The sequence below is a fragment of the Microbacterium sp. SD291 genome, from assembly GCF_017355365.1.
Lineage (GTDB): Bacteria > Actinomycetota > Actinomycetes > Actinomycetales > Microbacteriaceae > Microbacterium.
Window position 1 is genome coordinate 71,101 of the sequence record NZ_JADIJR010000004.1, and the last position, 26,190, is coordinate 97,290.

Annotated in this window: 18 protein-coding genes; 11 read left to right on the forward strand and 7 right to left on the reverse strand. The window is 70.1% G+C overall.

Annotation, left to right across the window (positions count from 1 at the left end):
• Window positions 1–113 precede the first annotated feature (113 nt).
• The gene (locus tag IPV10_RS03690) at window positions 114–2,942 is read left to right on the forward strand and encodes a family 43 glycosylhydrolase (RefSeq protein WP_242684615.1); all 2,829 of its coding nucleotides are present in this window, start codon (window positions 114–116) and stop codon (window positions 2,940–2,942) included.
• A gap of 81 nt (window positions 2,943–3,023) precedes the next feature.
• Here IPV10_RS03690 and IPV10_RS03695 read toward each other — a convergent pair whose 3' ends face one another.
• Complete coding sequence (locus IPV10_RS03695; protein ID WP_207480541.1) at window positions 3,024–3,689, reverse strand: type 1 glutamine amidotransferase domain-containing protein; 666 nt, start codon at window positions 3,687–3,689, stop codon at window positions 3,024–3,026.
• Between the two features lie 75 nt (window positions 3,690–3,764).
• Between IPV10_RS03695 and IPV10_RS03700 the strand changes: the two genes are divergently transcribed.
• On the forward strand, window positions 3,765–4,664 hold the full coding sequence (locus IPV10_RS03700) for a LysR family transcriptional regulator (protein ID WP_207480543.1): 900 nt from the start codon (window positions 3,765–3,767) through the stop codon (window positions 4,662–4,664).
• A 6-nt stretch (window positions 4,665–4,670) separates the two neighbouring features.
• Here IPV10_RS03700 and IPV10_RS03705 read toward each other — a convergent pair whose 3' ends face one another.
• A complete protein-coding gene (locus IPV10_RS03705; protein ID WP_207480545.1) occupies window positions 4,671–5,258 on the reverse strand; it encodes an antibiotic biosynthesis monooxygenase in 588 nt (195 codons plus the stop codon).
• A gap of 130 nt (window positions 5,259–5,388) precedes the next feature.
• Here IPV10_RS03705 and IPV10_RS03710 point away from each other — a divergent pair, with 130 nt between their 5' ends.
• Window positions 5,389–6,573: a thiolase family protein gene (locus tag IPV10_RS03710; RefSeq protein ID WP_207480547.1), complete on the forward strand. Its 1,185-nt coding sequence runs from the start codon at window positions 5,389–5,391 to the stop codon at window positions 6,571–6,573.
• Here the strand turns inward: IPV10_RS03710 and IPV10_RS03715 are convergent.
• Window positions 6,570–8,003 carry an NAD(P)-binding protein gene (locus tag IPV10_RS03715; protein ID WP_207480548.1) on the reverse strand — a complete coding sequence of 478 codons (1,434 nt, stop codon included), beginning with the start codon at window positions 8,001–8,003 and terminating at the stop codon, window positions 6,570–6,572. The two genes, IPV10_RS03710 and IPV10_RS03715, sit on opposite strands and share 4 nt — an antisense overlap.
• A 447-nt stretch (window positions 8,004–8,450) precedes the next feature.
• Between IPV10_RS03715 and pulA the strand changes: the two genes are divergently transcribed.
• Together pulA and IPV10_RS03725 are read left to right on the forward strand one after the other, a co-directional pair.
• Entirely contained in the window at window positions 8,451–14,468 is a 6,018-nt protein-coding gene (gene pulA / locus IPV10_RS03720; protein WP_307861045.1) for a pullulanase-type alpha-1,6-glucosidase, read from the forward strand.
• Between the two features lie 138 nt (window positions 14,469–14,606).
• The gene (locus tag IPV10_RS03725; protein ID WP_207480552.1) at window positions 14,607–15,053 is read left to right on the forward strand and encodes a hypothetical protein; all 447 of its coding nucleotides are present in this window, start codon (window positions 14,607–14,609) and stop codon (window positions 15,051–15,053) included.
• A gap of 84 nt (window positions 15,054–15,137) precedes the next feature.
• On the opposite strand, the gene IPV10_RS03730 is transcribed toward IPV10_RS03725, so the two are convergent.
• Complete coding sequence (locus IPV10_RS03730) at window positions 15,138–17,942, reverse strand: immune inhibitor A domain-containing protein (protein WP_207480555.1); 2,805 nt, start codon at window positions 17,940–17,942, stop codon at window positions 15,138–15,140.
• A gap of 234 nt (window positions 17,943–18,176) precedes the next feature.
• On the opposite strand from IPV10_RS03730, the gene IPV10_RS03735 reads away from it, so the two are divergent.
• From IPV10_RS03735 to IPV10_RS03750, 4 genes are read left to right on the forward strand one after another with little or no spacing between them, the layout of a single operon-like run.
• Window positions 18,177–19,676: a CoA-acylating methylmalonate-semialdehyde dehydrogenase gene (locus tag IPV10_RS03735; protein WP_207480557.1), complete on the forward strand. Its 1,500-nt coding sequence runs from the start codon at window positions 18,177–18,179 to the stop codon at window positions 19,674–19,676.
• A 49-nt stretch (window positions 19,677–19,725) separates the two neighbouring features.
• A complete protein-coding gene (locus tag IPV10_RS03740) occupies window positions 19,726–20,907 on the forward strand; it encodes an acyl-CoA dehydrogenase family protein (protein WP_207480558.1) in 1,182 nt (393 codons plus the stop codon).
• Entirely contained in the window at window positions 20,904–21,791 is an 888-nt protein-coding gene (gene mmsB, locus IPV10_RS03745; protein WP_207480560.1) for a 3-hydroxyisobutyrate dehydrogenase, read from the forward strand. Before IPV10_RS03740 ends, mmsB begins: the two co-directional genes overlap by 4 nt.
• 54 nt (window positions 21,792–21,845) lie before the next feature.
• Entirely contained in the window at window positions 21,846–22,622 is a 777-nt protein-coding gene (locus IPV10_RS03750; RefSeq protein ID WP_207480562.1) for an enoyl-CoA hydratase-related protein, read from the forward strand.
• A 33-nt stretch (window positions 22,623–22,655) separates the two neighbouring features.
• Here IPV10_RS03750 and IPV10_RS03755 read toward each other — a convergent pair whose 3' ends face one another.
• From IPV10_RS03755 to IPV10_RS03765, 3 genes are read right to left on the reverse strand one after another with little or no spacing between them, the layout of a single operon-like run.
• On the reverse strand, window positions 22,656–23,099 hold the full coding sequence (locus tag IPV10_RS03755; RefSeq protein WP_207480564.1) for a YdeI/OmpD-associated family protein: 444 nt from the start codon (window positions 23,097–23,099) through the stop codon (window positions 22,656–22,658).
• On the reverse strand, window positions 23,096–23,566 hold the full coding sequence (locus tag IPV10_RS03760) for an SRPBCC family protein (RefSeq protein ID WP_207480566.1): 471 nt from the start codon (window positions 23,564–23,566) through the stop codon (window positions 23,096–23,098). The genes IPV10_RS03755 and IPV10_RS03760 overlap by 4 nt, the downstream gene beginning before the upstream one ends.
• A gap of 1 nt (window position 23,567) precedes the next feature.
• Complete coding sequence (locus IPV10_RS03765) at window positions 23,568–24,104, reverse strand: MarR family winged helix-turn-helix transcriptional regulator (RefSeq protein WP_207480568.1); 537 nt, start codon at window positions 24,102–24,104, stop codon at window positions 23,568–23,570.
• Window positions 24,105–24,214: 110 nt separating this feature from the next.
• On the opposite strand from IPV10_RS03765, the gene IPV10_RS03770 reads away from it, so the two are divergent.
• Together IPV10_RS03770 and IPV10_RS03775 are read left to right on the forward strand one after the other, a co-directional pair.
• Window positions 24,215–24,991, forward strand: a complete 777-nt coding sequence (locus tag IPV10_RS03770; RefSeq protein WP_207480570.1) for an electron transfer flavoprotein subunit beta/FixA family protein — start codon at window positions 24,215–24,217, stop codon at window positions 24,989–24,991.
• A 2-nt stretch (window positions 24,992–24,993) separates the two neighbouring features.
• Window positions 24,994–25,965: an electron transfer flavoprotein subunit alpha/FixB family protein gene (locus IPV10_RS03775; RefSeq protein ID WP_207480701.1), complete on the forward strand. Its 972-nt coding sequence runs from the start codon at window positions 24,994–24,996 to the stop codon at window positions 25,963–25,965.
• Window positions 25,966–26,190 lie beyond the last annotated feature (225 nt).

The following is a 26,190-nucleotide window of genomic DNA, read 5'->3' on the forward strand; positions in this document are numbered from 1 at the left end:
CCGGGAAAGGGCTTGCCCAACGGGCGTCCGCACTGCTTGAATGTGTGTTGACGTTAACCTGTTGACGTCAACACACTGCGAAGCGACGACGCTTCGATCACAAAGGAGTGACCATGAAGAGAACGAAGGCTGCCGCGATGGCGGCCTGCACCGCAGCTGTGCTGACCATGACCGCCGTGGGGTCGGCGCAGGCCGCTGTGCCCACCGGCGAGCCCACGACGTACACGTCGTACCCGGCGATCCAGGACCCGGGCAGCGGGTCGTCGAGCTACTTCCAGCCGTACTGGTTCGACGACAACGGCGCGCACATCCAGGCGCACGGCGGCGCAGTGGTCTCGGCGCAGGAACTCGGCGTCGAGGGCGGCGACGTCGTCGCCGGCGAGGAGGCCGGACGCACCGTCTACTACTGGTACGGCGAGGACCGCAGCAACGGCTACTACGGCAGCCCCGGCGTGCACGCCTACAAGTCGTACGACACGCTCAACTGGACCGACGAGGGCATCGTGCTGCGGTCGGTGTCCGACGCGGCCGAGCTCGAGACCGAGTACTTCGACGCGATCTACGACACGGTCGACGACGCCGGGCAGCCGCGCGCCGAGCGCATCTCCACCCTGAACCACCACCTGAACACCAGCGACGCGGCCGAGTTCACCACCATCTTCGAGCGGCCCAAGGTGCTCTTCAACGAGGCGACCGGCAAGTGGGTGCTGTGGTGGCACTCCGACGGGCAGACCACGGCGGGCGGCAGCATGTACGCCCGTTCGATGGCGGGGGTCGCCGTGTCCGACAGCCCGACGGGCCCGTTCCGCCTGACCGGCGTGTACCGGATGCCGAACCGCACGAACTACAAGGCCTGCATCTCCGCCGCGGTCCCCGGCCAGGCGCGCGACATGACGGTCTTCCAGGATGACGACGGCACCGCCTACATCGTGTACTCCTCGGAGGAGAACCGCTCGCTGTACGTCGCGGAGCTCGACGCCGACTACACGAATGTCACGCACACGACCGACGTCGACATGGCGAACGCCGGCCAGTACTCAGACGACGGCCGCTACCCGTACCTGTTCGCCGACGGCACGCCCGAGGCCCCGGTGCGAGGCGAGGACTTCCAGATCGTGAAGGAGTGCGGGATGCTCGAGGCGCCCGCACTCTTCCAGCACGGCGGCAAGTACTACGCCGTGGCCTCCGGTGCGACCGGCTGGGCGCCGAACCCGCAGACCTACCACACCGCCGACAGCATCCTCGGCACCTGGATCCGGGGTGTGGAGACCGGTGACGCGTTCGAGAACGTCGCGTACAACGCGATCCCCGAAGGCGGTGACGGGCTGCTGTCGGTCGGCGACACCCGGCGCACCTCGTTCGGCTCGCAGTCGACCAACGTGCTCGACCTCGGCGGCGGACGCTTCGTCTACATGGGCGACCGCTGGAACTCCGGCGCCGCCGACTCGACCTACGTGTGGCTGCCGATCACGATCGGCGAGAACGGCCGCGCCGAGATGCGCAACCCCGCCGTGGAGAACCCCGCCCGCTGGGGGAGCGGCTGGGACGCCTCGTACTGGGACGACAAGGGCCTCGGATCCGAGATCTGGAGCGTCGTCGACGACGGGCTTCCCGACACGGTCGAGCCGGGCGCGGACTTCTCCGCCGACCTCCCTGCGACAGTGCCCGTCGCGGTCGCCGGAGTCACCACCGACGTCGCAGTGACCTGGAGCGCGAGCTCGTTCGCGGAGCGCGGCACTCAGTCGATCACCGGCACGCTGGCCGCCGATGCGCAGTTCACCGCCGGCCGGTCGTTCACCCGGACGATCGAGGTGGCCACGCCCGGCGTCGTCAATCTCGCGCCGGAGTCTGCGGTGTCGGCGTCGAGCCGTGCGAACCTCGCCCCGACCGTGGTCGACGGCAACGTCAAGGGCAAGGGCTGGGACGACTGGGTCGGCGGCGGCGCCTACCCGAAGTCCAGCTGGCTGTCGTTCTCCTGGCCGCTCGCGCAGGACGTCGACGAGGTCGTCGTGCACACCTACAAGGACGGCGCCGGGGCGACCTGGCCGTCGAACATCGCCGCCGAGTACCTCGACGCCACGGGCACGTGGGTGTCCGCCGGCGTGAACGTGGACATCGCGCAGGATGCCGCGGCATCCGCTCCGGTGGCGACGCTCGACGTCTCTGGCCTGCCGCAGACCAACGGCATCCGCCTGCAGCTGAAGACCGCGACGAACACGTGGCAGTCGATCTCCGAGGTGCAGCTGTGGGGCGCGGACGGCGTCGAGGACATCTGCGCGGCCGCCGGGACGACCGTGTCGGCGAGCTTCCATCAGACCGAGTGGGAGACCATGCCGGCGCAGAACGCATGCGACGGCAGGGCCTCGACCTCGTGGTCGACGTGGACCGGCGGGACGATGAAGGACTCCGCGACGTTCACCGTCGAGCCGGCTGCGGCGCGCATCGTCGACCGGGTCGGCTTCACGAACACCGAGGGGAGCCTCACCGGCGTCGGCGTCGAGTACCGCGACGCGCAGGGCACATGGCACGCCACGACCGCGCAGGACGTCGCGCCGAGTGCCAACGGCAAGCCGACGTCGCTGACGTTCGATCCGGTGCTCGCGTCGGCCGTGCGGCTGACGTTCGCGACGCCGGGCTCGTACCTGAAGATCCCGGTGCTCGCGGTCGGGGCGAAGTCGAGTGACATCGTGCCGGCTGTCGCCACACGCTGCATCTCCGGCAAGGTGCAGCTGGTCTCGACCGTGCAGAACAGCGGCGACGCGACGACGGATGTCGACGTCGAGACGCCGCTCGGACGACGCGTCATCGAGGCGGTGGCATCGGGGGCCGAAGGGCAGGCCGTGGCCGCGAGCAAGAAGGCGTCGCTCGATGCCGGCGAGATCACGGTGAGCGCAGGGGGTGAGTCGGTGACCGCCGGCTACGCCGCGGCGACCTGCCGGTAGGCGCGAGCCGGTTGCCCCCAGTCGTTGAGCGAGTAGCGCAGCGAGCTCCTCGCTCGACGACCGGGTGCGGGCGGCGCCGGATCAGGCCAGAGCGGCGACCAGCGCGCGAGCGGCGGATGCCGACGACTGCGGGTTCTGGCCGGTGATGAGCAGTCCGTCGACCACGGTGTGATCGCTCCACGGCTCGCTCACCACGACGTCGGCGCCGAGTTCGCGCAGCGACGACTCCAGCAGGAACGGCGCACGGTCGGCGAGGCCGCCGATGCGCTCCTCCTCATCGGAGAAGCCGGTGATCCGGCGCCCTGCGACGACCGGCTCGCCCGTGGCGGCGCGCGCGGGCAGGAGAGCGGCGAGTCCGTGGCAGACGGCCGCGAGCGGGCGGCCGGCCGCGACAGTCGCGGTGATCAGCGCGGCGGAGTCGGCGTCCGTCGCGAGGTCCTGCATCGGTCCGTGACCGCCGGGGTAGTACACCGCGTCGTACTCGGCGGGGTCGATGCCGGCCAGCGCGAGCGGCGTGGCCAGCCCTTCGAGAGCGGCGATCGCCTCGGCGTCGCCCTCGCCGAGGCTGCCCGCGTCGACGACGGGTGCGACGCCGCCGGGTGTCGTGAACGCGACGTCATGCCCGGCGTCCGTGAGGAGGCGATGCGGGGTGAGCAGCTCCTCCGCCCAGTAGCCGGTGGGGTGCGCGGTGCCGTCGCCGAGAGTCCAGGTGCGGGCGCCGGTGACGACGAAGAGGACGGTGGCCATGTGATGCTCCAATGCTGTCGAGGTACATCGGGGAGAACGGGCAGGACACGACGCTGATTCCGATACATTGGCGATATGAGCGATCGGAATGCCGATGGTCTGCGAGATCTGGCGCTGTGGCGCACCTTCCTCGCCGCTCATCGCTCCGGCTCGGTCTCGGCGGCGGCCCGGATGCTGGGGCTCGCACAGTCGTCGGTCACCACGCAGCTGCAGGCGCTCGAGCGGACCACGGGCGAGCCGCTGTTCGTGCGGCATGCCCGCGGCATCCGCCCCACCGCGACGGCAGATCAGCTCGCCGCGCGGATCGCCGGCCCTCTCGACGCGCTCGCCGCAGCCGCCGGAGCTGGCACTGAGAAGGAGGCGCCCGTCGTGCGGATCGGCGGCGCCGCCGAGTTCCTCGCGCGAGTGGCGATGCCCGCCCTCGCGCCGTCGATCGCGCACGGGCTGAGAGTCGCGGCGACCGCCGGACTCGCGGAGTCCCTGCTCGACGAGCTGCGGGCGGGGAGTCTCGACCTCGTCGTCTCGGCGGTGCGACCGCGCGGACGTTCGCTGTCTGCGATGGCCCTCATGGACGAGGAGTTCGTCCTCGTCGGATCCCCCGCCCTCGGCATCCGTCCTCATCCCGATCTGCGACCGGAGGGGATCGACGCGGTGCCGCTCCTCGCCTATGCGCAGGACCTCCCGATCCTGCGGCGCTACTGGCGCCATGCGTTCGGCATCCGTCTCGAACGCGAGCCGGCCCTGATCGCCCCGGACCTGCGCGCCCTCGCGGCCGCCGCCGTCGCCGGCGCGGGGGTCACGGCGCTGCCGGGCTATCTGATCGCCGACCAGCTCGCAGACGGAACCCTCATCGTGCTCCGCCCGACCGACGATCCGCCGATCAACACGCTCTTCCTCGCGCGGCGTCCCGGTCCGCTGTCCGATTCGGTGGCGACCGTCGAGAGCGCGCTGCGCGCCGCGGTGCGCGGCCTCTGAGCGCGGCTAGCGCGCGAGCCAGTTCCGCAGCGAGCGGGTCACCCACGGGAGCACCCAGTAGGTCATGATCGGCGTCAGCACCAGGGTCGTGGCGAGCACGCGCAGCCAGATCGGCAGCGCGTCCCATCCCGGAACCGGGCTGATCGCGTAGGCGAACGCGACGTTCGCCGGGAAGAAGCCGAGCCAGATCGACACGGCCTGCTTCCAGCGCGGCGGCGTGCGCACGACCGCCATGGTCGTCGTGCCGCCGTTCCCGCTCGGGATCGTGATCGTGTCGGTGGTCGGCTCGTCGAACCAGCCCTCGATGCCGGTGCGGCGCCTGGTGCGCTCGCTCAGCACGAAGCCGTCACCGGACGAGCGCCACCAGTCGCGCTCGGGGGACTGCTCCCAGGCGGCGAGCGTCTCCTCGTTCGTGAAGCGGTAGAGCATGTGCCAGACGTTCGAGTCCTCGTCGGCACGGACCCACCCCGATCCGAGGAAGCCCGGATGCCTGTTCGCCAGGTCCACTCCGGTCTGCGCCCAGGCCGTGGCCTCGGCGATGTGCTCGGGATCGACCTCGCGGCGGATCGAGACGGTGATGGGTGCGCTGGGCATCGGGGAGCCTCCGGTGACGGCGCCGCCGGATCGCGGTCGCGCCGTTGGTCGGGTGCGCCGGGGTCTCGGCGCGGCTTCGATTCTATTTCGCCGCGGAGCGCGCCGGCTCGCGTGGGACGACAATGGAACCATGAGCACGCGCAGCGAAGCCGTCCTGATCGATGTCGTCCGCACCCCGGTCGGACGCGGAAAACCCGGGGGAGCGCTGTCGGGGGTGCACCCCGTGGACCTCGCCGCCGGCGTCCTCGCCGCCATCCTCCAGCGCAGCGGGCTGGAGTCGTCGCAGATCGACGACGTGATCCTCGGCTGCGTGAGCCAGGTCGGCGACCAATCCGTGAACATCGCCAGGCAGGCGGTGCTCGCCGCGGGCTTCGACGAGTCGATCCCTGCCACGACCGTCGACCGCCAGTGCGGGTCGAGCCAGCAGGCGGTTCATTTCGCGGCGCAGGGGATCATGGCCGGCGCGTACGACGCGGTGATCGTGGGCGGCGTCGAGTCGATGAGCCGGGTGCCGCTCGGAGCCGCGACCGCCGGCGGCTCTCCGATGTCGCCCCGGCTGCGCGAGCGCTACCCCGAGGGGCTCGTGAACCAGGGGGTCTCCGCCGAGCTGATCGCGCAGCGCTGGAACCTCGGGCGTGACGACCTCGACTCCTACGCCGCCGAGTCGCACCGCCGCGCAGCGCGGGCGTGGACGGACGGATTCTTCGACAGGACGATCGTTCCGGCAGCGGAGGCGCCGGATGCCGTCACCGACGAGACCGTCAGGGCGGCGACCACGGCCGAGGGCCTGGCCGGACTGAACCCTGCGTTCCGCACCGACGCGCTCGCGGCCCGATTCCCCGAGGTCGACTGGCGGATCACCCCGGGCAACTCCTCGCCGCTCACCGACGGCGCCTCGGCGGCGCTGCTGATGAGCGCCGAGCGCGCCGCGGTGCTCGGGCTGACCCCGCGGGCACGATTCCACGCCTTCGCCGTCGTCGGCGACGACCCGGTCATGATGCTCACCGGCCCGATACCGGCGACGCGCCGGATCCTCGAGCGCAGCGGTCTCGGCATCGACGACCTCGACGCCTACGAGGTCAACGAGGCGTTCGCGTCGGTCCCGCTGGCGTGGGCGGCGGAGGTCGGTGCGGATGCCGCGAGGCTCAACCCGCGCGGCGGGGCGATCGCCCTCGGGCACGCGCTCGGCTCCTCCGGCACGCGCCTGCTCGGCACCCTCGTCGACCACCTCGAGGCGACCGGGGGCCGCTACGGCCTGCAGACGATGTGCGAGGGCGGGGGCATGGCGAACGCCACGATCATCGAGCGGCTCTAGACCGCAGCGGGGTTCGGCCGAGGAACGGCGGAGGCCCCGCTCCGCTCCGCTTCGACGAGGCGTTCGAGGTTCTCCGTCGCCGCCCGGACCGACGCCCGGCTCAGCGCGCGCGCCGCGGCGACGCGCGGATCGTCGGCCCACCTGGCGAGATCGCGATACGGGTGGAGGCGGGTTCCTCGGGCCCAGGCGGCCAGCTCCGGGTGCGCCGCCCTGGAGCCGCTGGATCGCATGAGGGCGAGGAACGAGGTGAGGAAGTCGAGTTCGACGTCCCAGTAGCGCAGCGGCCTGCACAGCGCGTTCCTCGCTTCGTCGCCGTCGATGGTCGCCTCGGCGACGCCGATCATGGCGAACTGGAACGAGGCGGTATCCCAGAACATCGGCTGCATGGTGATTCGTCCTGGTTCGAAGATGAGGCGTACCGGCGGGCGTGCGAGCCCGGCCGCGGCGCAGTGCACGTACAGCGTGCCGGGGCCGCTGGGCAGCTCTCCGCCGTCGAGCACCACGCGATCGCGCTCGATCGCGCGCACGCGCCCCAGCCGCACGACATCCTCGATCGTGCGCAGGAGCGCCACTTCGGCCTCGCTCACGATGGCGCCGTGGAACATCGTCGGCGCGACTGACTCGTCGATCCGCAGCAGCATCCCCGATCGTTCCAGAGCCGAGAAGAGCTCGCGCACCGAGCCGGATCGTGCCATCGCCGCGAGCATCTCGGCGTTGGCGACCACCTGATCCGGCAGCAGCTCGAACGGCTGCTGGAACCGGCGGTTCAGCCACCACGCCTCACGCGACCTGATCCACGTGATGACCTCGGGCGGTACGCCCGACTCGAGGAGCCAGGCGCACGTGTCGAGGGCCGTCTTGCCCGCTCCGATGATGACGTATCGTTCCGGGGCAGGTCCGTCGAGCCGGGCGAGGGCTCCGGCCGGAACGCAGCGCACCCCGTCGGCGACCGCGAACGGCGGCGGTCCGACTGCCGGGATCTCCCCGGCGACGTAGGCCGCATCGACCAGCCGTCGCCCGATCCGCACCTGCCATTGCCCCCGGTGCAGCCTGGACGCGAGCCTGCCGTCTCCGAGGTGCTCGCAGTTCGGGAGGTAGCGGACGCGGCCGGACGGGAGGAGCCGCTGTTGCATCGCCTGCTCGAAATGCGCCCGGATCTCGTCGGGTCCCGCGAGTTCGTACAGTCCCGCATTGTGGCCGGCCGTGTCGCGGCGCTCGCTGCCGAACGGCACCCCGTCGATGCCGTAAGAGGCCGAGGGCTGGTGCAGGCGCACGAACGGATAGGCGTCGCGCCAGTGCCCGCCCGGCGCATCGCGTCGGTCCACGATGGTGACGGTCGCGTCGGAGTGCTCGAGGATCCGATCGGTGAACGCCATGCCTGCAAGGCCGGCGCCCACGACGAGGTAGTCGGTGTCGAAGGCCGTGTCCACGGCGCCAGACTAGACCTGGGGCACGACCCGCGCCATGCCTTCTCCGGCGATCGCGGTGCGCCCGGCGACCGCGACCCCGAAACGGAGGAGACCCCCGCCGACCCGATTCGGCGGGGGTCTTGCGGTGCGGACACCGCGACGGGAGCGAAGAATGCTCTCCGTGAGCGCGGAAGTCTGGACCACCCGATCCGGTCAGAGTCTCTGTCCGCGCATCTGCAGTTGTAATCGCTCGAGGTGTCCGGGTGGTGAACGGGCGGGGAATTCGGGCCCCGACTGCGGGCGAGAGGCTGGAAGCGTTTGCGAGTTCTTCCCGCCGTGAGGCGATGGATGCTGATTTCTCGGGACCTACTTACTGGAAGCGCTTGCAGTATGGACGTGAATCCTGCTAACTTCGCAGCACAGCATCCGGGCACGTCGCCGTGCCCTCTCCACCCCAGGGAGCAACCCGTGTCGAAGACGACCGCCTCACGCCGTACCGCCCTCCTCGCGGTCACCGCGCTCATCGCCTCCGGACTCGCCGCCGCGGCAGTGGCACCGGCATCCGCCGCCGACCGCACTGCTGCCCTCGTCGGCTCGCTGCAGTCCGAGCTCGGGTGCGCCGCCGACTGGGCGCCGGACTGCGCCGAGACCGAGCTCGTGCCGACGGGAGCCGCAGGCGTCTACAGCGCCGAGTTCGAGGTGCCGGCCGGCAGCTACGAGTACAAGGTCGCGCTCAACGACACCTGGGACGAGGCGTACGGCCTCGACGGCGGCGGCGACAACATCCCGCTCACGATCGCGGGCCCGTCGACCCTGCGGTTCACCTTCGACGACACCCTCAAGCGGGTCGGGGTCGAGATCACCGACCTCCGCGCCGGCTACACCGCCGACGACGACGCGCTCATCACGGCCCCCGTCCGTCAGGCGGGCTCGGGCGAGCAGTTCTACTTCGTGATGACCGACCGCTTCGCGAACGGCGACGCGTCGAACGACACCGGCGGCCTCGAAGGCGACCGCCTGGTCACCGGCTTCGACCCCACGGACAAGGGCTTCTACCAGGGCGGCGACATCGCCGGCATCCGGAACAGCCTCGACTACATCGAGGGCCTCGGCACCTCCGCCATCTGGCTGACACCGAGCTTCGCGAACAAGCCGGTGCAGGGCGAGGGCGCGAACGCAAGCGCCGGCTACCACGGCTACTGGGTCACGGACTTCACCCGCATCGACCCGCACCTCGGCACGAACGAGGAGCTGCAGGCCCTGATCGCCGACGCGCACGCCCGCGGCATCAAGGTCTACTTCGACATCATCACCAACCACACCGCCGACGTCATCGACTACGCCGAGGGGCAGTACTCGTACATCGACCAGGCGACCAGCCCGTACACGGATGCCGCCGGCACCGTCTTCGACCCGGCCGACCACGCCGGCACCGGGAGCTTCCCGACCCTCGACCCCGCCACCAGCTTCCCGTACACCCCGGTCGTCACCGACGCAGACGCGAAGACCCCCGCGTGGCTGAACGACCCCACGCTGTACCACAACCGCGGCGACTCGACCTGGTCGGGGGAGTCAGTCACCTACGGCGACTTCAGCGGTCTCGACGACCTGATGACCGAGCATCCGACCGTCGTCAACGGCTTCGTCGAGGTGTACGACCAGTGGATCGACCTCGGCATCGACGGCTTCCGCATCGACACCGTCAAGCACGTGAACTTCGAGTTCTGGGAGCAGTGGACCACTCAGGTGCTCGACTACGCGCACGCGCAGGGCAACGAGGACTTCTTCATGTTCGGCGAGGTCTACGACGCCGACCCGGTCAAGCTCGCGCCGTACGTGCGCGACACCGACATGAACTCGATCCTGGACTTCACGTTCCAGTCGTCCGCGGTCAGCTACGCGTCAGGCAACTCGGCCAAGGGCCTGCAGTCGCTGTTCGCGGGTGACGACCGGTACACCACGACCGATTCCAGCGCGACGGCGCTGCCGACCTTCCTCGGCAACCACGACATGGGCCGCGTCGGCAGCTTCCTGCAGAACACGGATGCTCCGCTGCAGCGCGACGAGCTCGCCCACGAGCTGATGTTCCTCACCCGTGGCCAGCCGGTCGTCTACTACGGCGACGAGCAGGGTTTCGCGGGCACCGGCGGCGACAAAGACGCCCGGCAGTCGCTGTTCGCGACCCAGGTCGCCGAGTACGCGAACCAGAACCTCATCACCGGCGAGCAGGCCGGCTCCGTCGACCGGTACGGGACGGAGGCCGCGCTCTACCAGCACATCGCGGCGCTCTCCGATCTCCGCGCGGCCAACCCCGCGCTGCAGGACGGTGCGCAGATCGAGCGGTACGCGGCATCCGGCGCCGGCGTCTACGCCTTCTCCCGGGTGCATGCCGCCGACAAGGTCGAGTACCTCGTCGCCGTCAACAACGCCGCGACCGCCCAGACCGTCGACCTGACCACCCTGACGGCGGATGCCGGCTACAGCGTGCTCCACGGCGACGCCACCGGGTTCTCCACCGACGCCGGTGCGGCGGCATCCCTCACCGTCCCCGCCCTGTCGGCCGTCGTCTGGAAGGCGGACACGACTGTGACCGCCCCCGCCGAGGCCGCGGCCGTCACCGTCAGCGCTCCGGCCGCCGGTGCCGGCGTCTCCGGCCAGTCCGCCGTGCAGGCCGGCATCGCCGACCAGTGGGCGCAGACGAGCTTCGCCTGGCGGATCGCCGGCGGAGACGAGTGGCACGCCCTCGGCACCGCGGAGGACACCGACCCCCGCGTCTTCCACGACGTCCGCGACCTCGCGAACGGCACGCTCCTCGAGTACCGCGCCGTCACGACGGATGCCGCCGGCAACCACGCCGCCGCCTCCACCTACGCCTCGGTCGGCAACGCCGTGACGCTCGAGGCCGGCGAGGAGCCGGAGTCCCCGATCGACATGGTGACCGTGCCCGGGAGCCTCAACTCCGAGATGGGCTGCGCCGGTGACTGGGACCCGGCCTGCGAGAAGGCGAAGCTGACGCTGCGCGCCGACGGCATCTGGTCCGGCACCTTCGACCTGCCTGCCGGCGACTACGAGTACAAGGCGGCGATCAACGGCAGCTGGGCGATCAACTACGGCGCGAACGGCGTGCCCGACGGATCGAACATCACGATCAGCCACCCCGGCGGCCCGGTGACCTTCTACTTCGACCCGCGCACGAACATCGCGCAGTCCACGGCCGAGGGGCCCATCGTGACCCTGCCCGGCTCGGAGCAGAGCGAGCTCGGCTGCGCCGGAGATTGGGCGCCGGACTGCCTCGCCACGCTGATGGCCGACGGCGACCGCGACGGCGTCTACGAGTTCGCCACCGACGAGCTGCCGACCGGCGCGTACGAGCTGAAGGTCGCGCACGGACTGAGCTGGGCCGAGAACTACGGCGCCGACGGAGTCCGCGACGGCGCGAACATCTCGTTCAGCGCGACCGAGGGCAAGGTCACCGCGTTCCGGTACACGCTCGCGACCCACGTCCTCGAGATCACCAGCGAGGACCCGCAGCTGCCCGGCACCGGCGAGCTCCGCGCACACTGGATCGACGCCGAGACGATCGCCTGGCCGGCGAACCTGGGTGACACCGACAGGGCGGCGTACCAGCTGTATGCGTCGTCGGACGCGACGCTGGCCGTCGCCGAGGGCGTCGTCACGGGAGCCGACCCGCTCGCCCTCGAGGCCGTCGACGGCGGTCTCACCGACGAGCAGCTCGCGCGCTTCCCTGCACTCGGGAGCTATCTCGCCCTGCGGGTGACGGACGCGGATGCCGCGGCCCTGGTCCGCACGCAGCTCGCCGTCGCGCAGCGCGACGAGGCGGGGGAGCTCACGGCCTTCACGGGCGTGCAGATCCCTGGTGTGCTCGACGACCTCTATGCGGCCGCGCTCGATGACGTCGAGCTCGGCGTGACCTTCACCGGCAAGGCGCCGTCGTTCCGGCTGTGGGCGCCGACCGCGCAGACGGCCACGCTCCTGACCTGGGATCCGTCGACAAGCGCAGGGACCGGTGTCGAGGGTGATCCCGTTCGCCACGAGGCGACCTGGGACGCGGCATCCGGAGTCTGGTCCGTCAAGGGCAAGAGCGACCTCAAGGGCGACGAGTACCTCTGGGAGCTGAGCGTCTACGCGCCGGCCACCGGGAAGATCGAGACGAACCAGGTCACCGATCCCTACTCGACGGCCCTCACCGTGAACTCCGAGCGCTCGGTCGCGATCGACCTCGACGACAAGGCATGGAAGCCGAAGCAGTGGCAGACCACGAAGGCGCCGGTCGTGGAGCGGGCGGTCGACCGCGCGATCTACGAGCTGCACATCCGCGACTTCTCGATCAGCGACGAGACCGTGCCGGAGGAGAAGCGGGGCACCTACCTCGCGTTCGCCGAGGACAGCGCGGGCACCGACCAGCTGCGTCAGCTCGCGGATGCCGGCATCAACACCGTGCACCTGCTGCCCTCGTTCGACATCGCGTCGATCGAGGAGGACCGCGCGGCCCAGGCCGTGCCCGACTGCGACCTCGCGTCGTTCGGCCCGGCCGACACCGCCCAGCAGGCCTGCGTCCAGGCGGTCGCCGACGCCGACGCGTTCAACTGGGGCTACGACCCGTACCACTACTCGACCCCCGAGGGCTCGTACGCGGTGAACCCCGACGGCGGCGCACGCGTCGGCGAGTTCCGCGCGATGGTCGGCGCCCTGCACGACATGGACCTGCAGGTCGTGCTGGACGAGGTGTTCAACCACACGGCGGCATCCGGGCAGGCCGAGAAGTCGGTGCTCGACCAGGTCGTGCCCGGCTACTACCACCGGCTGAACGCCGCCGGCGGAGTGGAGACCTCAACCTGCTGCCAGAACGTGGCCACCGAGCACCTCGCCGCGCAGAAGCTCATGGTCGACTCGATCGTGACGTGGGCGCGCGACTACCGGGTCGACGGCTTCCGCTTCGACCTGATGGGGCACCACTCGACGACGAACATGCAGGCGATCCGGGATGCCCTGGACGCGCTGACCCTCGAGGAGGACGGCGTCGACGGCGCCGGCATCCTGCTCTACGGCGAGGGCTGGAACTTCGGCGAGGTCGCGGACGACGCCCTGTTCGAGCAGGCCACGCAGGGCCAGCTCGGCGGTACCGGCATCGGCACGTTCAACGATCGGCTGCGGGATGCCGTGCACGGCGGAAGTCCCGTCGACGGCTCGTCGACGTTCCGTCAGGGCTTCGGCACGGGCCTGGGCACCGATCCGAACGGCGACCCGATCAACGGCACGACCGAGCAGGCGCTCGCCGACCTCGGCCACGAGACCGACCTGGTGAAGCTCGGGCTCGCGGGCAACCTGCGCGACTTCGCGTTCACGACCAGCGACGGAGAGTTCACGGCGGGCGACGACATCGACTACCGCGGCTCCCGGGCCGGGTACGCCGACCAGCCAGACGAGGTCATCAACTACGTCGACGCGCACGACAACGAGACCCTGTACGACCTCTCCGTGCTCAAACTCCCGACGGACACCCCGATGGCCGACCGGGTGCGCATGAACACGCTGTCGCTCGCGACCGTGACGCTCTCGCAGTCGCCCTCGTTCTGGCACGCCGGCACCGAGCTGCTGCGGTCGAAGTCCCTCGACCGCAACAGCTACAACTCCGGCGACTGGTTCAACCGCATCGACTGGACCGGGCAGGAATCGACCTTCGGCTCCGGGCTCCCGGCCGCGGCCGACAACCAGGAGAAGTGGCCGATCATGGCACCGCTGCTGGCGAACCCGGCTCTCAAGCCGGCCGCGACCGACATCTCCGCAGCCGAGGCATCCGCCCTCGACCTGCTGCGGGTGCGTGAAGAGGTCGACCTGCTGCGCCTCGGCTCCGCGGAGCTGATCCAGCAGAAGGTCACGTTCCCGAACGGAGGGGCGGATGCCGCCCCCGGCATGATCCTCATGCAGATCGACGACCTGGTGGGCGAGGACGTCGACCCTGCGCTGGACGGGGCGCTGGTGGTCTTCAACTCCTCGCCGTCGACCGTGACGCAGACCGTGGCCGGCCTCGCCGGGCGTGCGTTCGCGCTCACCCCCTCTCAGGCGAACGGTGCGGATGCCGTGGTGAAGACCACGACCTGGGATGCCGCGACCGGCACCGTCACGGTGCCCGCGCGCTCGGTGGCCGTGCTCGTCGACGAGCAGCCGATCGACACCGCGCTGCGGGTCACGTCTTCGGCCCCGATCGTGAAGGCCGGCAAGAGCGCGACCGTGAAGGTCACGGTCTCCTCCGCGGACGAGCGAGCGGCCGTCGGCACCGTCACCGTGCGCGACCGCGGCGAGGTCGTCGCGACCGTGGAGCTCGACGCCGCCGACGGCGGGAAGGCCGAGGTCGAGGTGCGGGAGCTGCGCCGCGGGCTGCACCTGCTCACGGTGCGGTTCGAGGGCGTGGACCCCTGGCAGGACTCGCGCAGCCGCCTGCCGGTTTCGGTGTACGCCTACTGAGCTGTCGTGCCCTCACGGGCACGCGTGATCGTTGCCGGCATCCACTCTCCCTGCACAGGAGGGCGGATGCCGGCAACTTATCCCCAGCCCGCGGAATTCCGCACAGACCGGCTGCGCGGATGCGTCAGCATCGACGGCATGACAGACACGAATCTCCCTCTGAAAGATCGTCCGCTTCGGAGCGACGAAGATCTCCGCCTCCTGCTGGAGCTGATCGTGCAGCGCGCGAACCGCCGCCAGATGTGGCTGCTGTTCATCGACGAACGCGGCTGTCTGGGTGACCCGATCATGCCGATGGATGACTATCCGCACGACCCGGCCGCGCTCACCCGCGCAGATGATCTCGGCGAGCTCACGCACGCCCGACTGCTCATGCATCGGGCCGGAACGCTGTGCGAGATCACGGGGAACGTCCAGATCGTTCTCGCCTGGGAACGGGTCGGTTCGAGCCGGGTCGATGCGGACGATCGGCTCTGGGCGCGAGCGATGCATGAGGCGGCCGCCGACCTCGGCATCCCGCTGCGCGCCCAGTTCCTCGTGCACAGCAGGGGAGTGCGGCAGCTGCAGCTCGACGACTTCGTCTGACGGCGGTGAACCCGCTCCGGGCAAGTGAGAAGCGCCGGCCCTGACGAGTCAGGGCCGGCGCTTGCGTGCTCACCGCATCCGGGATCAGCCGGCGGGCGGTGTGACCGTGATCAGTGCCGCCGTGTTGTCCTGCAGGGCCGACTTCACGGTGACCACCGTGCCGTAGCCCACGCCCGAGTCGGCCGGGTCTCCGGTGCCGAGCACCGTGAACCCGAGATCGGTCCCGTACACGTCCGTCGCCGGGGACCCGTCGGGGTTCACGACGCGCGTGGTGTACGGAGCGCCGTCGACCGAGGGCACGACCACCGAGGCGTCGCGCAGACGGTTGAACAGGCTGCCGTTGCGCAACTCAAGACCGGCCACCCAGCCCTGATCGTCGGTGAACGTGCTCACCGGGGCCTGCGCAGCGAACTCCGTGCAGGCCTCGTTGAGAAGCGCGGCGTCGACCAGGCAGGACTTGAACCCCGTCGTCGGCACCAGGCCGAAGGCGGCGTTCGACGACTGCGCACGGCTGGAGAGGTTCTTCAGCGTCGTCGGATCGAGCGCGGCCTCGGCGCCGGTGCGCCGCAGCGGATCGAAGTGGCTGTCCACGATCAGCAGACCGCCCTTCGCTCCGTAACTCGGCAGGCTGGTCAGGTTCGCCGTGACATGGTTCACGTTGCCGTAGGCCGTGTCGCGGTACCAGATCAGTGCGCCGGGGGCGTTGTACGGGACCTTCTCGACCTTCCAGCCCTCGGCGGAGTAGGTCGTGGTGTACCCGTACTTCAGGCCCTCGTCGAACCCGTCGTAGTTGCGCCATTCGACCAGGTAGTACTGCGCCCTGATCTGGGTGCCGGTGTCGCGGTGCCATCCGGCGCCCGTGGTGTCGGTCCAGGTCGAGACGGTCGCGGTCCAGCCGTTGTCACCGGACTCGACGTCATCGGCCCAGACCTCGGTGCCTGCGCTGGTGAGGGCGAAGTCGTCCGAGAACCACCCGCGCTCCTCGAAGCCGGCATCCGTCGCCTCGCGAAGGCGGATCTGGATGCTCTGGCCGGCGTACGCCGACAGGTCGACGTAGTCGTGGCGCCAGCCGTGGGACGATCCGGTGAGGCCGTACTTCTTGCCGCCGTAGTCGCTCATCCGGCCGTTCGGGTCGGAGTAGCCGTCGTCGGTGGAGACCAGCGTGCCGGCTTCGTCGTAGACCTTCTGCTCGGTCCAGGTGCTGCCGCCGTCGGTCGAGACCTCGACGAAGCCGTAGTCCCAGTCCTCCTCGATGATGTAGTCGTTCCACATCCAGAACCGCGCGTCAGCGGGAACCGATTCGATCGTGCGGGTCAGGCGCACGTCCGCCCAGGCCTGGTCCGCGGCGGAGTACCACATCTCCGATCCGCTGTGCGGCTCGGAGAGGACGATCTCCTTGTCGGGGAGGTTGATCTTGATGCCGTCCTGCGTGCCCTTCTTCGGGCGCGAGGTCTGGCCGACCTTGATCGTGGTGGTGTCGTCGCCGGGGTTCACGACCTGAGGATCGGCCCATCCGAGCACCCACTTGTCCCAGATGCCCATGTGGGTGGGCATCGACTGGAAGATCGGGCCCGAGTGCGATCCCGAGCTCATCAGATCCCAGAAGTCGACGTCGGAGTTGCCGCTGTTCGACGTGTCGTACAGGTCGGGGAGACCGAGGTCGTGTCCGTACTCGTGCGCGAACACGCCCACGCCGGAATCCTCGGGCTGCACGATGTAGTTCGAGATCTTGTAGTCGGTGCCGGGGATGACCGCACCGCCGGCCACGGCCGAGGAGTGCGCCCAGATCGCGTAGGTGCCCTCCTTGCCGCCGCCTCCGGACTTGTCCTCGCCGGCGTGCACGAGCACCACGTGGTCGATGACGCCGTCGGGCTCGCTGACGTTCCCGTCGCCGTCACGGTCGCCCTGATCCTCGATGTCGTAGTCGGACCACGGGAAGTCCGGGTCCGCTGCCGCGACCGCTGCGACCGCGTCGATCGGCAGCTGCCCGGGGCCGAGCGGGTTGTCCGGGTGTCCCTGCTGGTCCTGCATGGGACCTGCCTCGTACTCGCCGGCGTCGTTCAGGTGGCAGACGGTCGCGCCGTAGTAACCCTCGGAGTGCGGCACCTTCACCCATGCCGTGGCCTCGCCGGAAAGGCTGTACGCGCCGCGGGACATCTCCTCGTACATGTTCTTCATCGTGTAGCCGGAGATGTCGAAGCCCGGCTGCCCGTCGGGGCCGGTGAGGTCGGTGCGCACGCGCTCCGTGATGCCCTCATCGGAGAAGAGCATCCTGTTGTAGTGCTCGGAGGAGAAATCCGGCACCCACATGCTGTTGTTGTCCGCCTGCGCCGCATCGGCCGGGTTCAGGATGTTGTTGTGCAGGGTGGGACCCTGAACGCTGCCGGGCATGCAGGTCGTCGCGCCGAAGGACGTGGGCACCTGGACGCCGGAGAAATCGTCGGTGCCGTCGAACTCGACGAGGATCGTGAGCAGCTTCGCCTGCTGGGTGGTCTTCGAGTTCTTCAGCGCCTTGGGGCTCTTGCCAGTCTCGATCGCCTTGGCCTCGGTCTTGGCCAGCTGCCTCGCCGCCACGGGGTTGCCCTGTGCGAACTTCTCGTCGTGCTTGTTCGCGAGCTCGAGCGGCGCGCCGCCGATCGGGGCTCTGGCGCCCCCTGCGGTGATCGCCGAGTCGTCAGAGGACTCGAAGGCGCCCTCGGCTCTCGGGGCCACGTAGTTCATGTAGTACTCGGAGGCGCCGATCACGGCGGGCGCCGGTGCGGCGTCCGCCTGTGGCGGGGCCGCGGTGGCTGAGCCGGTACCGAGCGTCACGAGCCCGGTGGTGACCAGCGTCAGCGCTGTCGTCGTCGCCAAGGCACGTCGTCGTGCCTGAGCAGTCCGTCTGGACATGTTTCTCCTTTCGCGCGCATCGGGGAGAGGGTTGCCGCCTCGATGCGGTTGTCGTGCGCTGATCAGCACACCCGTAAAGGTCTACCGGAGATCGGGGTCCCGACGGAATAGCCGAACGGCCAGGTTCGATGTGTCGATCGCTGAAGCCGGATATACAAGGACGTCCTAGTAAATCTGCGGGAGGCCGAGTAACATCGTCATTGTGCCAAAGACGGCTCGAAGGGACATCACACAATGACTCGTACAATCCCGCATTTCGTAGGCGGATCGCTCCTGACGCCCGACGGCGGGCGCTTCGCCGACGTGTTCGAGCCGAGCACCGGCGCCGTGCAGGCGCGGGTGCCTCTCGCCTCGGCCGATGAGGTCCGCAGCGCGATCGCGAACGCGGAGGCGGCGCAGCCCGGGTGGGCTGCCACCAACCCGCAGAAGCGCGCACGCGTGCTGCTGAGGTTCCTCGATCTGGTGCAGCGCGAGATGCAGTCGCTGGCCGAGCTCCTCGCGAGCGAGCACGGCAAGACCGTCGACGACGCCAAGGGCGACATCCAGCGCGGACTCGAGGTGATCGAGTTCGCCGCGGGTGCCCCGCATCTTCTCAAGGGCGAGTACTCCACCGGTGCAGGTGCGGGAATCGACGTGTACTCGATGCGCCAGCCGCTGGGCGTGGTCGCCGCGATCACCCCGTTCAACTTCCCGGCCATGATCCCGCTGTGGAAGGCGGGCCCCGCGCTCGCCGCCGGCAACGCCGTCATCCTCAAGCCCAGCGAGCGCGACCCCTCGGTGCCGGTCCGACTCGCCGAGCTCTTCCTCGAGGCGGGCCTGCCTGCCGGCGTCCTCAACGTCGTCCACGGCGACAAGGAGGCCGTCGACGCGCTGCTCACGGACGAGCGCATCCGCGCCGTCGGCTTCGTCGGATCGACCCCGATCGCCGAGTACATCTATACGACGGCATCCGCCAACGGCAAGCGCGCGCAGTGCTTCGGCGGCGCGAAGAACCACATGATCGTGATGCCCGACGCCGACCTCGACCAGGCGGTCGACGCGCTCATCGGGGCCGGCTACGGCTCGGCGGGAGAGCGCTGCATGGCGATCTCGGTGGCGGTGCCGGTGGGTGAGGAGACGGCGGATGCTCTCGCCGCCAAGCTCCTCGAACGGGTCGCTCAGCTGCGGATCGGGCCGTCGCTCGCTGCGGACGTCGACTACGGACCCCTCGTGAACCGGGCGGCGGTCGAGCGCGTCGAGGGGTACATCCAGCAGGGGATCGACGAGGGCGCGACGCTCCTCGCCGACGGACGCGGGTTCACCGTGTCAGGACACGAGGAGGGCTTCTACCTCGGCCCGACGCTGTTCGACCACGTCACCACCGACATGGCGATCTATCGTGAGGAGATCTTCGGCCCGGTGCTCGTGATCGCCCGCGCCGCAGACTACGAAGAGGCGCTGCGCATGGCGAACGATCACGAGTACGGCAACGGCGTCGCGATCTTCACGCGCGACGGCGACGCCGCCCGCGACTTCGCCGCCCGCGTCCAGGTCGGCATGGTCGGCGTGAACGTGCCGATCCCGGTGCCGATCGCGTACTTCACCTTCGGCGGCTGGAAGCGCAGCGGCTTCGGGGACCTCAACCAGCACGGCGCCGACGCCTTCCGCTTCTACACGAAGACCAAGACCGTGACGAGCCGCTGGCCGTCCGGCATCCGGGACGGCGCCAGCTTCGTCATCCCCACGATGCACTGACCCTTCGACAGGCTCAGGGACCCAAGAGAAGACGAGTTCAGGAACAGACATGACAATGACCACCGTCACCACCACCGCCGAGGAGCGCGAGGCCATCCTCGACGCGGTGCGGGAGTTCACCGACACCGAGCTCGCACCGCACTCACTCGAGCGCGACGAGAAGCACATCTTCCCTCGGGAGTCGCTGCACAGGGCCGGGGAGCTGGGCCTCGGCGGCATCTACGTCCGCGAGGACTTCGGCGGCTCGGGGCTCAGCCGCACCGACACCGTGGCGATCTTCGAGGAGCTCGCGAAGGGCGACCCCGCGGTCGCCGCGTACATCTCGATCCACAACATGGTCGTGTGGATGATCGACACCTACGGCGACGACGCGCAGCGCGGCGCCTGGCTGCCGAAGCTCACGGCCATGGAGGAGTTCGGCGGCTACTGCCTGACCGAGCCGGGCGCGGGCTCCGATGCCGCGAACATCGCGACCAGCGCCGTGCGCGACGGCGACGACTACGTGCTCACCGGTGTGAAGCAGTTCATCTCCGGTGCCGGCGAGGCCGCCGTGTACGTCGTCATGGCGCGTACCGGGGCGCCGGGAGCGAGGGGAATCAGCGCGTTCCTCGTCGGCGGAGACGCCGAGGGGCTCAGCTTCGGAGCGCCGGAGAAGAAGATGGGGTGGCACGCCCAGCCCACGCGGCAGGTCATCCTCGACGGCGTGCGGGTGCCGGCATCCGCCATGCTGGGCGAGGAGGGGAAGGGCTTCGCGATCGCGATGTCCGCCCTCAACGGCGGTCGCCTCAACATCGCGGCCTGCTCGCTCGGCGGCGCGCAGTGGGCGCTCGACCGGGCCGTGCAATACGTCCACGAGCGGGTCGCCTTCGGGGAGCCCCTCGCCGAGAAGCAGTCGATCCTGTTCGCGATCGCCGACATGCGCACCGACCTGCAGGCCGCTCGCCTCATGGTGCGCGACGGTGCCCAGGCGGTCGACGAGCACGCACCCGACGCCACGATGCGCTGCGCGATGGCCAAGCGCTTCGCGACGGATGCCGGCTTCGACGTCGCCAACAGGGCCCTTCAGCTGCACGGCGGCTACGGGTACCTTCAGGATTACGGGATCGAGAAGGTCGTGCGCGACCTGCGAGTGCACCAGATCCTGGAAGGGACGAACGAGATCATGCGGCTGATCGTCGGACGAGAGATGCTGCGGCCCGCCGGGTCGAACCAGATGCGGAGCGCATCATGACCCGCATCGCGTTCCTGGGCCTTGGCCACATGGGACTGCCGATGGCGAAGAACCTCATCGCGGCCGGGCACGAGGTGCGCGGTTTCGACCTCATGGATGCCGCGATCGAGGCCGCGAAGGCGGCGGACGTGCCGGTGACCGAGTTCGGCATCGACGCGGTCGCCGGCGCCGAGGTCGTCATCACGATGTTCCCTGCGGGCAAGCACGTGATCCAGGCCTACCAGGACGGTCTGCTGGCGGCGGCCGAGCCCGGCACGCTCTTCATCGAGTCGTCGACGATCGCGGTCGACGAGGCCCGCACCGTGCACGAGCTCGCGGTCGAGGCGGGGCACCGCAACATCGACGCGCCCGTCTCGGGCGGGGTCGTCGGCGCCGAGAACGGGACGCTGGCGTTCATGGTGGGCGGCTCAGACGAGGACTTCGCCGAGGCGCTGCCGCTGCTCGAGGCGATGGGCAAGCGCATCGTGCACTGCGGCGGACCCGGTCTCGGCCAGGCGGCGAAGGTGTGCAACAACATGATCCTGGGGGTCTCGCAGATCGCGGTCGCCGAGGCGTTCGTACTGGGGGAGCGGCTGGGTCTCGAGCACCAGGCCCTGTTCGACGTGGTGTCGCAGGCATCCGGGCAGTGCTGGTCGATCACGACCAACTGCCCCGTCCCCGGTCCGGTGCCGACGAGTCCGGCGAACCGCGACTACCAGCCCGGCTTCGCCGGCGCGCTGATGGCGAAGGACCTGGGTCTCGCGCTGCAGGCGATCGAGCAGACGTCCACCGATGCCCGGATGGGGCGGCTCGCTCAGGAGCTGTACGCGGCCTACGCCGCAGGCGCCGGTGCGACCCGTGACTTCTCCGGCATCATCACCGACATCCGCGAGGACCGCGTCTGAGAGGTGGTGCTCGCGGGACATACTGAAGAGCACCACGACCGAGAGGGCCTGATGATGACCGAGTACGAGACGATCCTTGTCGAGCAGCGCGGACGCGTCGGGTGGATCACGCTGAACCGCCCGGAGGCGCTGAACGCGCTGAACGCGAGGCTCGCCGAGGAGATCACCGCGGCAGCCATCGCGTACGACGTCGACGACGGCGTCGGCGCGATCGTCGTCACCGGCTCGGAGAAGGCCTTCGCGGCGGGCGCGGACATCAAGGAGATGGAGGCGATGTCGGCGGCCGAGATGATCGCGACCGATCACTTCGGCGTCTGGCGCGACTTCGCCGCTGTGCGCACCCCTGTGATCGCGGCCGTCTCCGGCTTCGCGCTCGGCGGCGGATGCGAGCTGGCGATGATGTGCGACATCATCCTGGCGGCGGACACGGCGAAGTTCGGCCAGCCCGAGATCAACCTCGGCGTCATCCCCGGCATGGGCGGCACGCAGCGGCTGATCCGCGCGGTCGGCTATTACAAGGCGGCCGAGCTCGTTCTGTCCGGCCGGTTCATGGGGGCGGAGGAGGCGGAGCGCTCGGGGCTGGTCTCGCGCGTGGTTCCGGCATCCGATCTGCTCGCCGAGGCGGCGAAGCTCGGCGAGACGATCGCGTCGAAGTCGCTGCCGTCGGTCTACGCGGCGAAGGCGGCGCTGGATGCTGCCATGGAGACGACCCTCGCCGAGGGGCTGGCGCACGAGAAGCAGTCGTTCGCGGCGCTGTTCGACACCGCCGACCAGAAGGAGGGCATGGCGGCCTTCCGGGAGAAGCGCACGCCGGACTTCCAGAACCGCTGACCGCCGTCTGGATCGCCGACGGCCGCGCGGCTCTCAGCCGTGCAGCGCCTCGACGACCTTCGCGACCCGGCGCTCGCGGGTGGCGTCCTGCTTCGCGTCGGCGACGGAGCGGGCATGCTCTTTGCGGACCGAGTACGACAGGGCGTCGAAGGCGGCGCGCACGGCCGGGTCGGCGTCGAGCACCTCGGCGAGGGCCGGCGGCACGTCGACGGTGCGCTCTCCGGCGTCCACCCGGATCGTCGCATCGACCTCGGCGCCGATCTCGACGTCGAGATCGGCGCGAGCGGCCTTGCTGAAGCCGATCATGTTCTCTCCGCCCATGCGGCCGAGACGAAGGCGCGCTGTGCGGCCGCCGATCGTGACGGCGACGGGGAATGCCTTGCCGGCGCCGAGACTTGCGACCTGCTCGTCGGTGAGCAGGATGGCGGCCGCCGGGCCGCGCGGTTCCAGCACGGTGTGCAGGTTCAGTTCGCTCATGGGGACAGCGTACGCCCGCGCCGCTCGGCTTCTACGGCGAGCACGGCGTTGCGCTCTTCGATGAGCCGGCGCATGTACTCGCGCATGAACAGGCGGTCGACGACGCGCCCGATGAACCAGAACGGGGAGGCGAACGTGATCGTGTCGCGCATCAGCGTGCCCTGCGGATGCTCCGTGAACACGTGCTCGTGCAGGAAGCTTCCGAACGGCCCCGAGATCTGCCTGTCGCAGAAGCGACGCGGCGGGTCGATGTCGAAGACCACCGAGCGCAGGCGGAACGGGATGCCGAAGTGACTCGCGCGCCAGGTCACCGTCGAGCCTTCGGCGAAGGCGCCGCCGGCGGGCGCCTCGATCATCGTCTCGCCATACCGTGCCATGGAGCGCACGTGCAGGGCGGGGTCGAGGGACGCGTGGAACACCGTCGCAGGGGGAGCGGCGATCACCCGTTCCAGGACGAACTGCGCCATCTCAGAGCGGCTCGGGCTGCGGGCGCGGATCGGCGAAGTCGCCGGCCGCCTTGCGCATCCTCGCCACGATCGCGACGAGCTCGGCGGCATCCGCGCGGCTGATCCCCGGGGCGGCGAACACCTCGGCGTTCAGCGCAGTGGTCGCGCGGTCGACGAGGTCGCGGCCGTCGTGCGTGAGCGCGAGCATCGCGGCCCGCCCGTCGTGCGGATGCGGCTCGCGCACGATGAGTCCGTCGCGCACGAGCCGGTCGGCTGTGCTCGTGACGGTGGTGGCGTGCACCTGCAGGCGTGCGACCACGCTCGACAGGGGCAGGCGTCCCGCGCGGCTGAACGCGAGCAGTCGCAGCACCTCGTACCGGGCGAACGTCAGGGCGAAGGGCTTCAGCGTCGCGTCCACGCGGGCCAGCAGCAGCTGCTGAGCGCGCATGACCGAGGTGACCACGGTCATGCCGTCCGCGGCATCCGACCATCCGTGCGCCAGCCACTGCCGCTTCGCCTCGGCGAGCGGATCCACGGGCAGCGGACGCGAGTTGGACACGGTTCTAAGGTAGGGCATGGGTCGTCCCGAGCCACGCTGGGTCTCGGTTGCGTGCCGCATGGCACCCAGTTTCAGGGCACTAGAATCAAGGCAGTCGTGAGGAGTAGTCGATGAAGATCTTCGTCCTGGTCAAAGAGGTGCCGGACACGTATGGCGATCGCAAGCTGGACCTGGAGACCGGACTGGCGGATCGCGCGGCCGGTGACGTGGTGCTCGATGAGATCACCGAGCGTGCGCTCGAAGTCGCGCTGAGTCATGCCGACAAGAACGAGGGCACCGAGGTCGTGGCGCTGTCCATGGCGCCGGAGGGATCGACCGCGTCGGTGCGGCGGGCTCTGGCGATCGGCGCGGCGTCGGCGGTGCACATCGCCGATGAGCAGCTGGCCGGTGCGGACCTGACGTTGACCGCCGAGGTGCTGGCCGCGGCGATCCGCAGGGGAGCACCGGATCTGGTGATCACGGGCAATCTGTCGACCGACGGCTCGGGCGGGGTGGTCCCGGCGATGCTGGCCGAGCATCTCGGGTGGGCGCAGGCGACCGCGCTCACCTCGGTCGAGATCGGCACGGACGGCGTCAGGGGCACCCGGGGTGCGGATGCCGGCGCGCAGGAGGTGTCCGCGCCGCTTCCGGCGGTCATCTCGATCACCGAGGCGCTGCCGGATGCGCGGTTCCCGAACTTCAAGGGCATCATGGCGGCGAAGAAGAAGCCGGTCGAGGTGCTCACGCTCGCGGATCTCGGTGTCTCCGCCGACCCGTCGCTCGCACCGCGGGCGATCATGACCGCGGTGTCGGAGAAGCCGCCGCGCGCCGCGGGCGTGAAGATCGTCGATGACGGCGACGCGGCGCAGAAGCTGGTGGCCTACCTCGTGCAGAACAGGCTGGTGTGATGATGGGCTACCCGGAGAAATCGATCCTCGTCCTCGTCGACGTCACGCCTTCGGGCGACGCGGCGCCCAGCACGGCCGGCCTGATCGGTGCGGCATCCGCGATCGGTGCGCCGGTCGCGCTCGTGGTCGGCGGAAGCCAGGCGGCGGTCGATGCGGCCGCGACGGCGGGCGCGCAGGTCGTGCTCACGGCGTCGGGCGATGAAGCGGCGCTGACCGTGCCGATCGTCGACGCGCTGCAGGCGGCGTTCGAGCGGGTGCGGCCGGATGCGGTGCTGATCTCGAACTCGATCACCGGGCGCGATGTCGCGGGGCGGTTCGCGGTTCGGACGAAGAACGCCGTGTCGGCGGATGCGGTCGGCGTCTCCCGCGACGACGAGGGCATCGTCGCCCACCATTCGGTCTACGGCGGCGCATACCTGGTCGATTCGGCGGCGACGTTCGGTGCCCCGGTGATCACGGTGCGCCAGGGCGCGGCGGATGCGCGGGCTGAGGCGGTGACCTCTCCGGTCGTCGAGGCGCTCGAGCCCACGGCATCCGGTGCCGTGGCGGCGACCGCCGGGACGGTCGCGGCTGTCGAGGCGACGTCGTCGCGCCCCGACCTGCGCGGCGCGACCAAGGTCGTCTCGGGCGGGCGTGGCCTTGCCTCGAAGGAGAAGTTCGTGCTCGTCGAGGAGCTCGCGGATGCTCTGGGCGCGGCGGTCGGCGCGTCGCGCGCGGCGGTGGATGCCGGGTACATCCCGCAGTCGCACCAGGTGGGTCAGACCGGCGTGTCCGTGTCGCCGCAGCTGTATGTCGCACTGGGCATCTCGGGTGCGATCCAGCATCGGGCCGGGATGCAGACGGCGAAGAACATCGTCGCGATCAACAAGGACGGCGAGGCGCCGATCTTCGACGTCGCCGACTTCGGCATCGTCGGGGATCTGTTCACGATCGTGCCGCAGGTGATCGCGGCCCTCGAGGCGCGGAAGAAGTAGGGATGGCGACGCGGATGCTGAGGCGGGGCCTGCCGCGCACGCCCGGCGGAGAGCCCTGGCCGCCCGCGGATGCGGCAGCCGAGGTCGTCGAGGAGTCCCCGGCCGCGCCTGCGGCTCCGGTCGTCGAGGTCGTCGTCGAGGAGGGGACAGCTCTGCGCCGAGGCCTCCCGCGCACACCTGGCGGGGAGCCATGGCCGCCCGCGTCTTCACCGGTCGTTGAGCGAG

What these genes read in the sequence shown, in the direction of transcription:
- IPV10_RS03730 (WP_207480555.1), bottom strand. Translation starts at nt 17,942, where the DNA reads ATGTCCAGACGGACTGCTCAGGCACGACGACGTGCCTTGGCGACGACG.
- IPV10_RS03775 (WP_207480701.1), top strand. Translation starts at nt 24,994, where the DNA reads ATGGGCTACCCGGAGAAATCGATCCTCGTCCTCGTCGACGTCACGCCT.
- mmsB (WP_207480560.1), top strand. Translation starts at nt 20,904, where the DNA reads ATGACCCGCATCGCGTTCCTGGGCCTTGGCCACATGGGACTGCCGATG.
- IPV10_RS03710 (WP_207480547.1), top strand. Translation starts at nt 5,389, where the DNA reads ATGAGCACGCGCAGCGAAGCCGTCCTGATCGATGTCGTCCGCACCCCG.
- IPV10_RS03690 (WP_242684615.1), top strand. Translation starts at nt 114, where the DNA reads ATGAAGAGAACGAAGGCTGCCGCGATGGCGGCCTGCACCGCAGCTGTG.
- IPV10_RS03725 (WP_207480552.1), top strand. Translation starts at nt 14,607, where the DNA reads ATGACAGACACGAATCTCCCTCTGAAAGATCGTCCGCTTCGGAGCGAC.
- IPV10_RS03705 (WP_207480545.1), bottom strand. Translation starts at nt 5,258, where the DNA reads ATGCCCAGCGCACCCATCACCGTCTCGATCCGCCGCGAGGTCGATCCC.
- IPV10_RS03735 (WP_207480557.1), top strand. Translation starts at nt 18,177, where the DNA reads ATGACTCGTACAATCCCGCATTTCGTAGGCGGATCGCTCCTGACGCCC.
- IPV10_RS03755 (WP_207480564.1), bottom strand. Translation starts at nt 23,099, where the DNA reads ATGAGCGAACTGAACCTGCACACCGTGCTGGAACCGCGCGGCCCGGCG.
- IPV10_RS03740 (WP_207480558.1), top strand. Translation starts at nt 19,726, where the DNA reads ATGACAATGACCACCGTCACCACCACCGCCGAGGAGCGCGAGGCCATC.
- IPV10_RS03770 (WP_207480570.1), top strand. Translation starts at nt 24,215, where the DNA reads ATGAAGATCTTCGTCCTGGTCAAAGAGGTGCCGGACACGTATGGCGAT.
- IPV10_RS03695 (WP_207480541.1), bottom strand. Translation starts at nt 3,689, where the DNA reads ATGGCCACCGTCCTCTTCGTCGTCACCGGCGCCCGCACCTGGACTCTC.
- IPV10_RS03750 (WP_207480562.1), top strand. Translation starts at nt 21,846, where the DNA reads ATGACCGAGTACGAGACGATCCTTGTCGAGCAGCGCGGACGCGTCGGG.
- IPV10_RS03760 (WP_207480566.1), bottom strand. Translation starts at nt 23,566, where the DNA reads ATGGCGCAGTTCGTCCTGGAACGGGTGATCGCCGCTCCCCCTGCGACG.
- IPV10_RS03700 (WP_207480543.1), top strand. Translation starts at nt 3,765, where the DNA reads ATGAGCGATCGGAATGCCGATGGTCTGCGAGATCTGGCGCTGTGGCGC.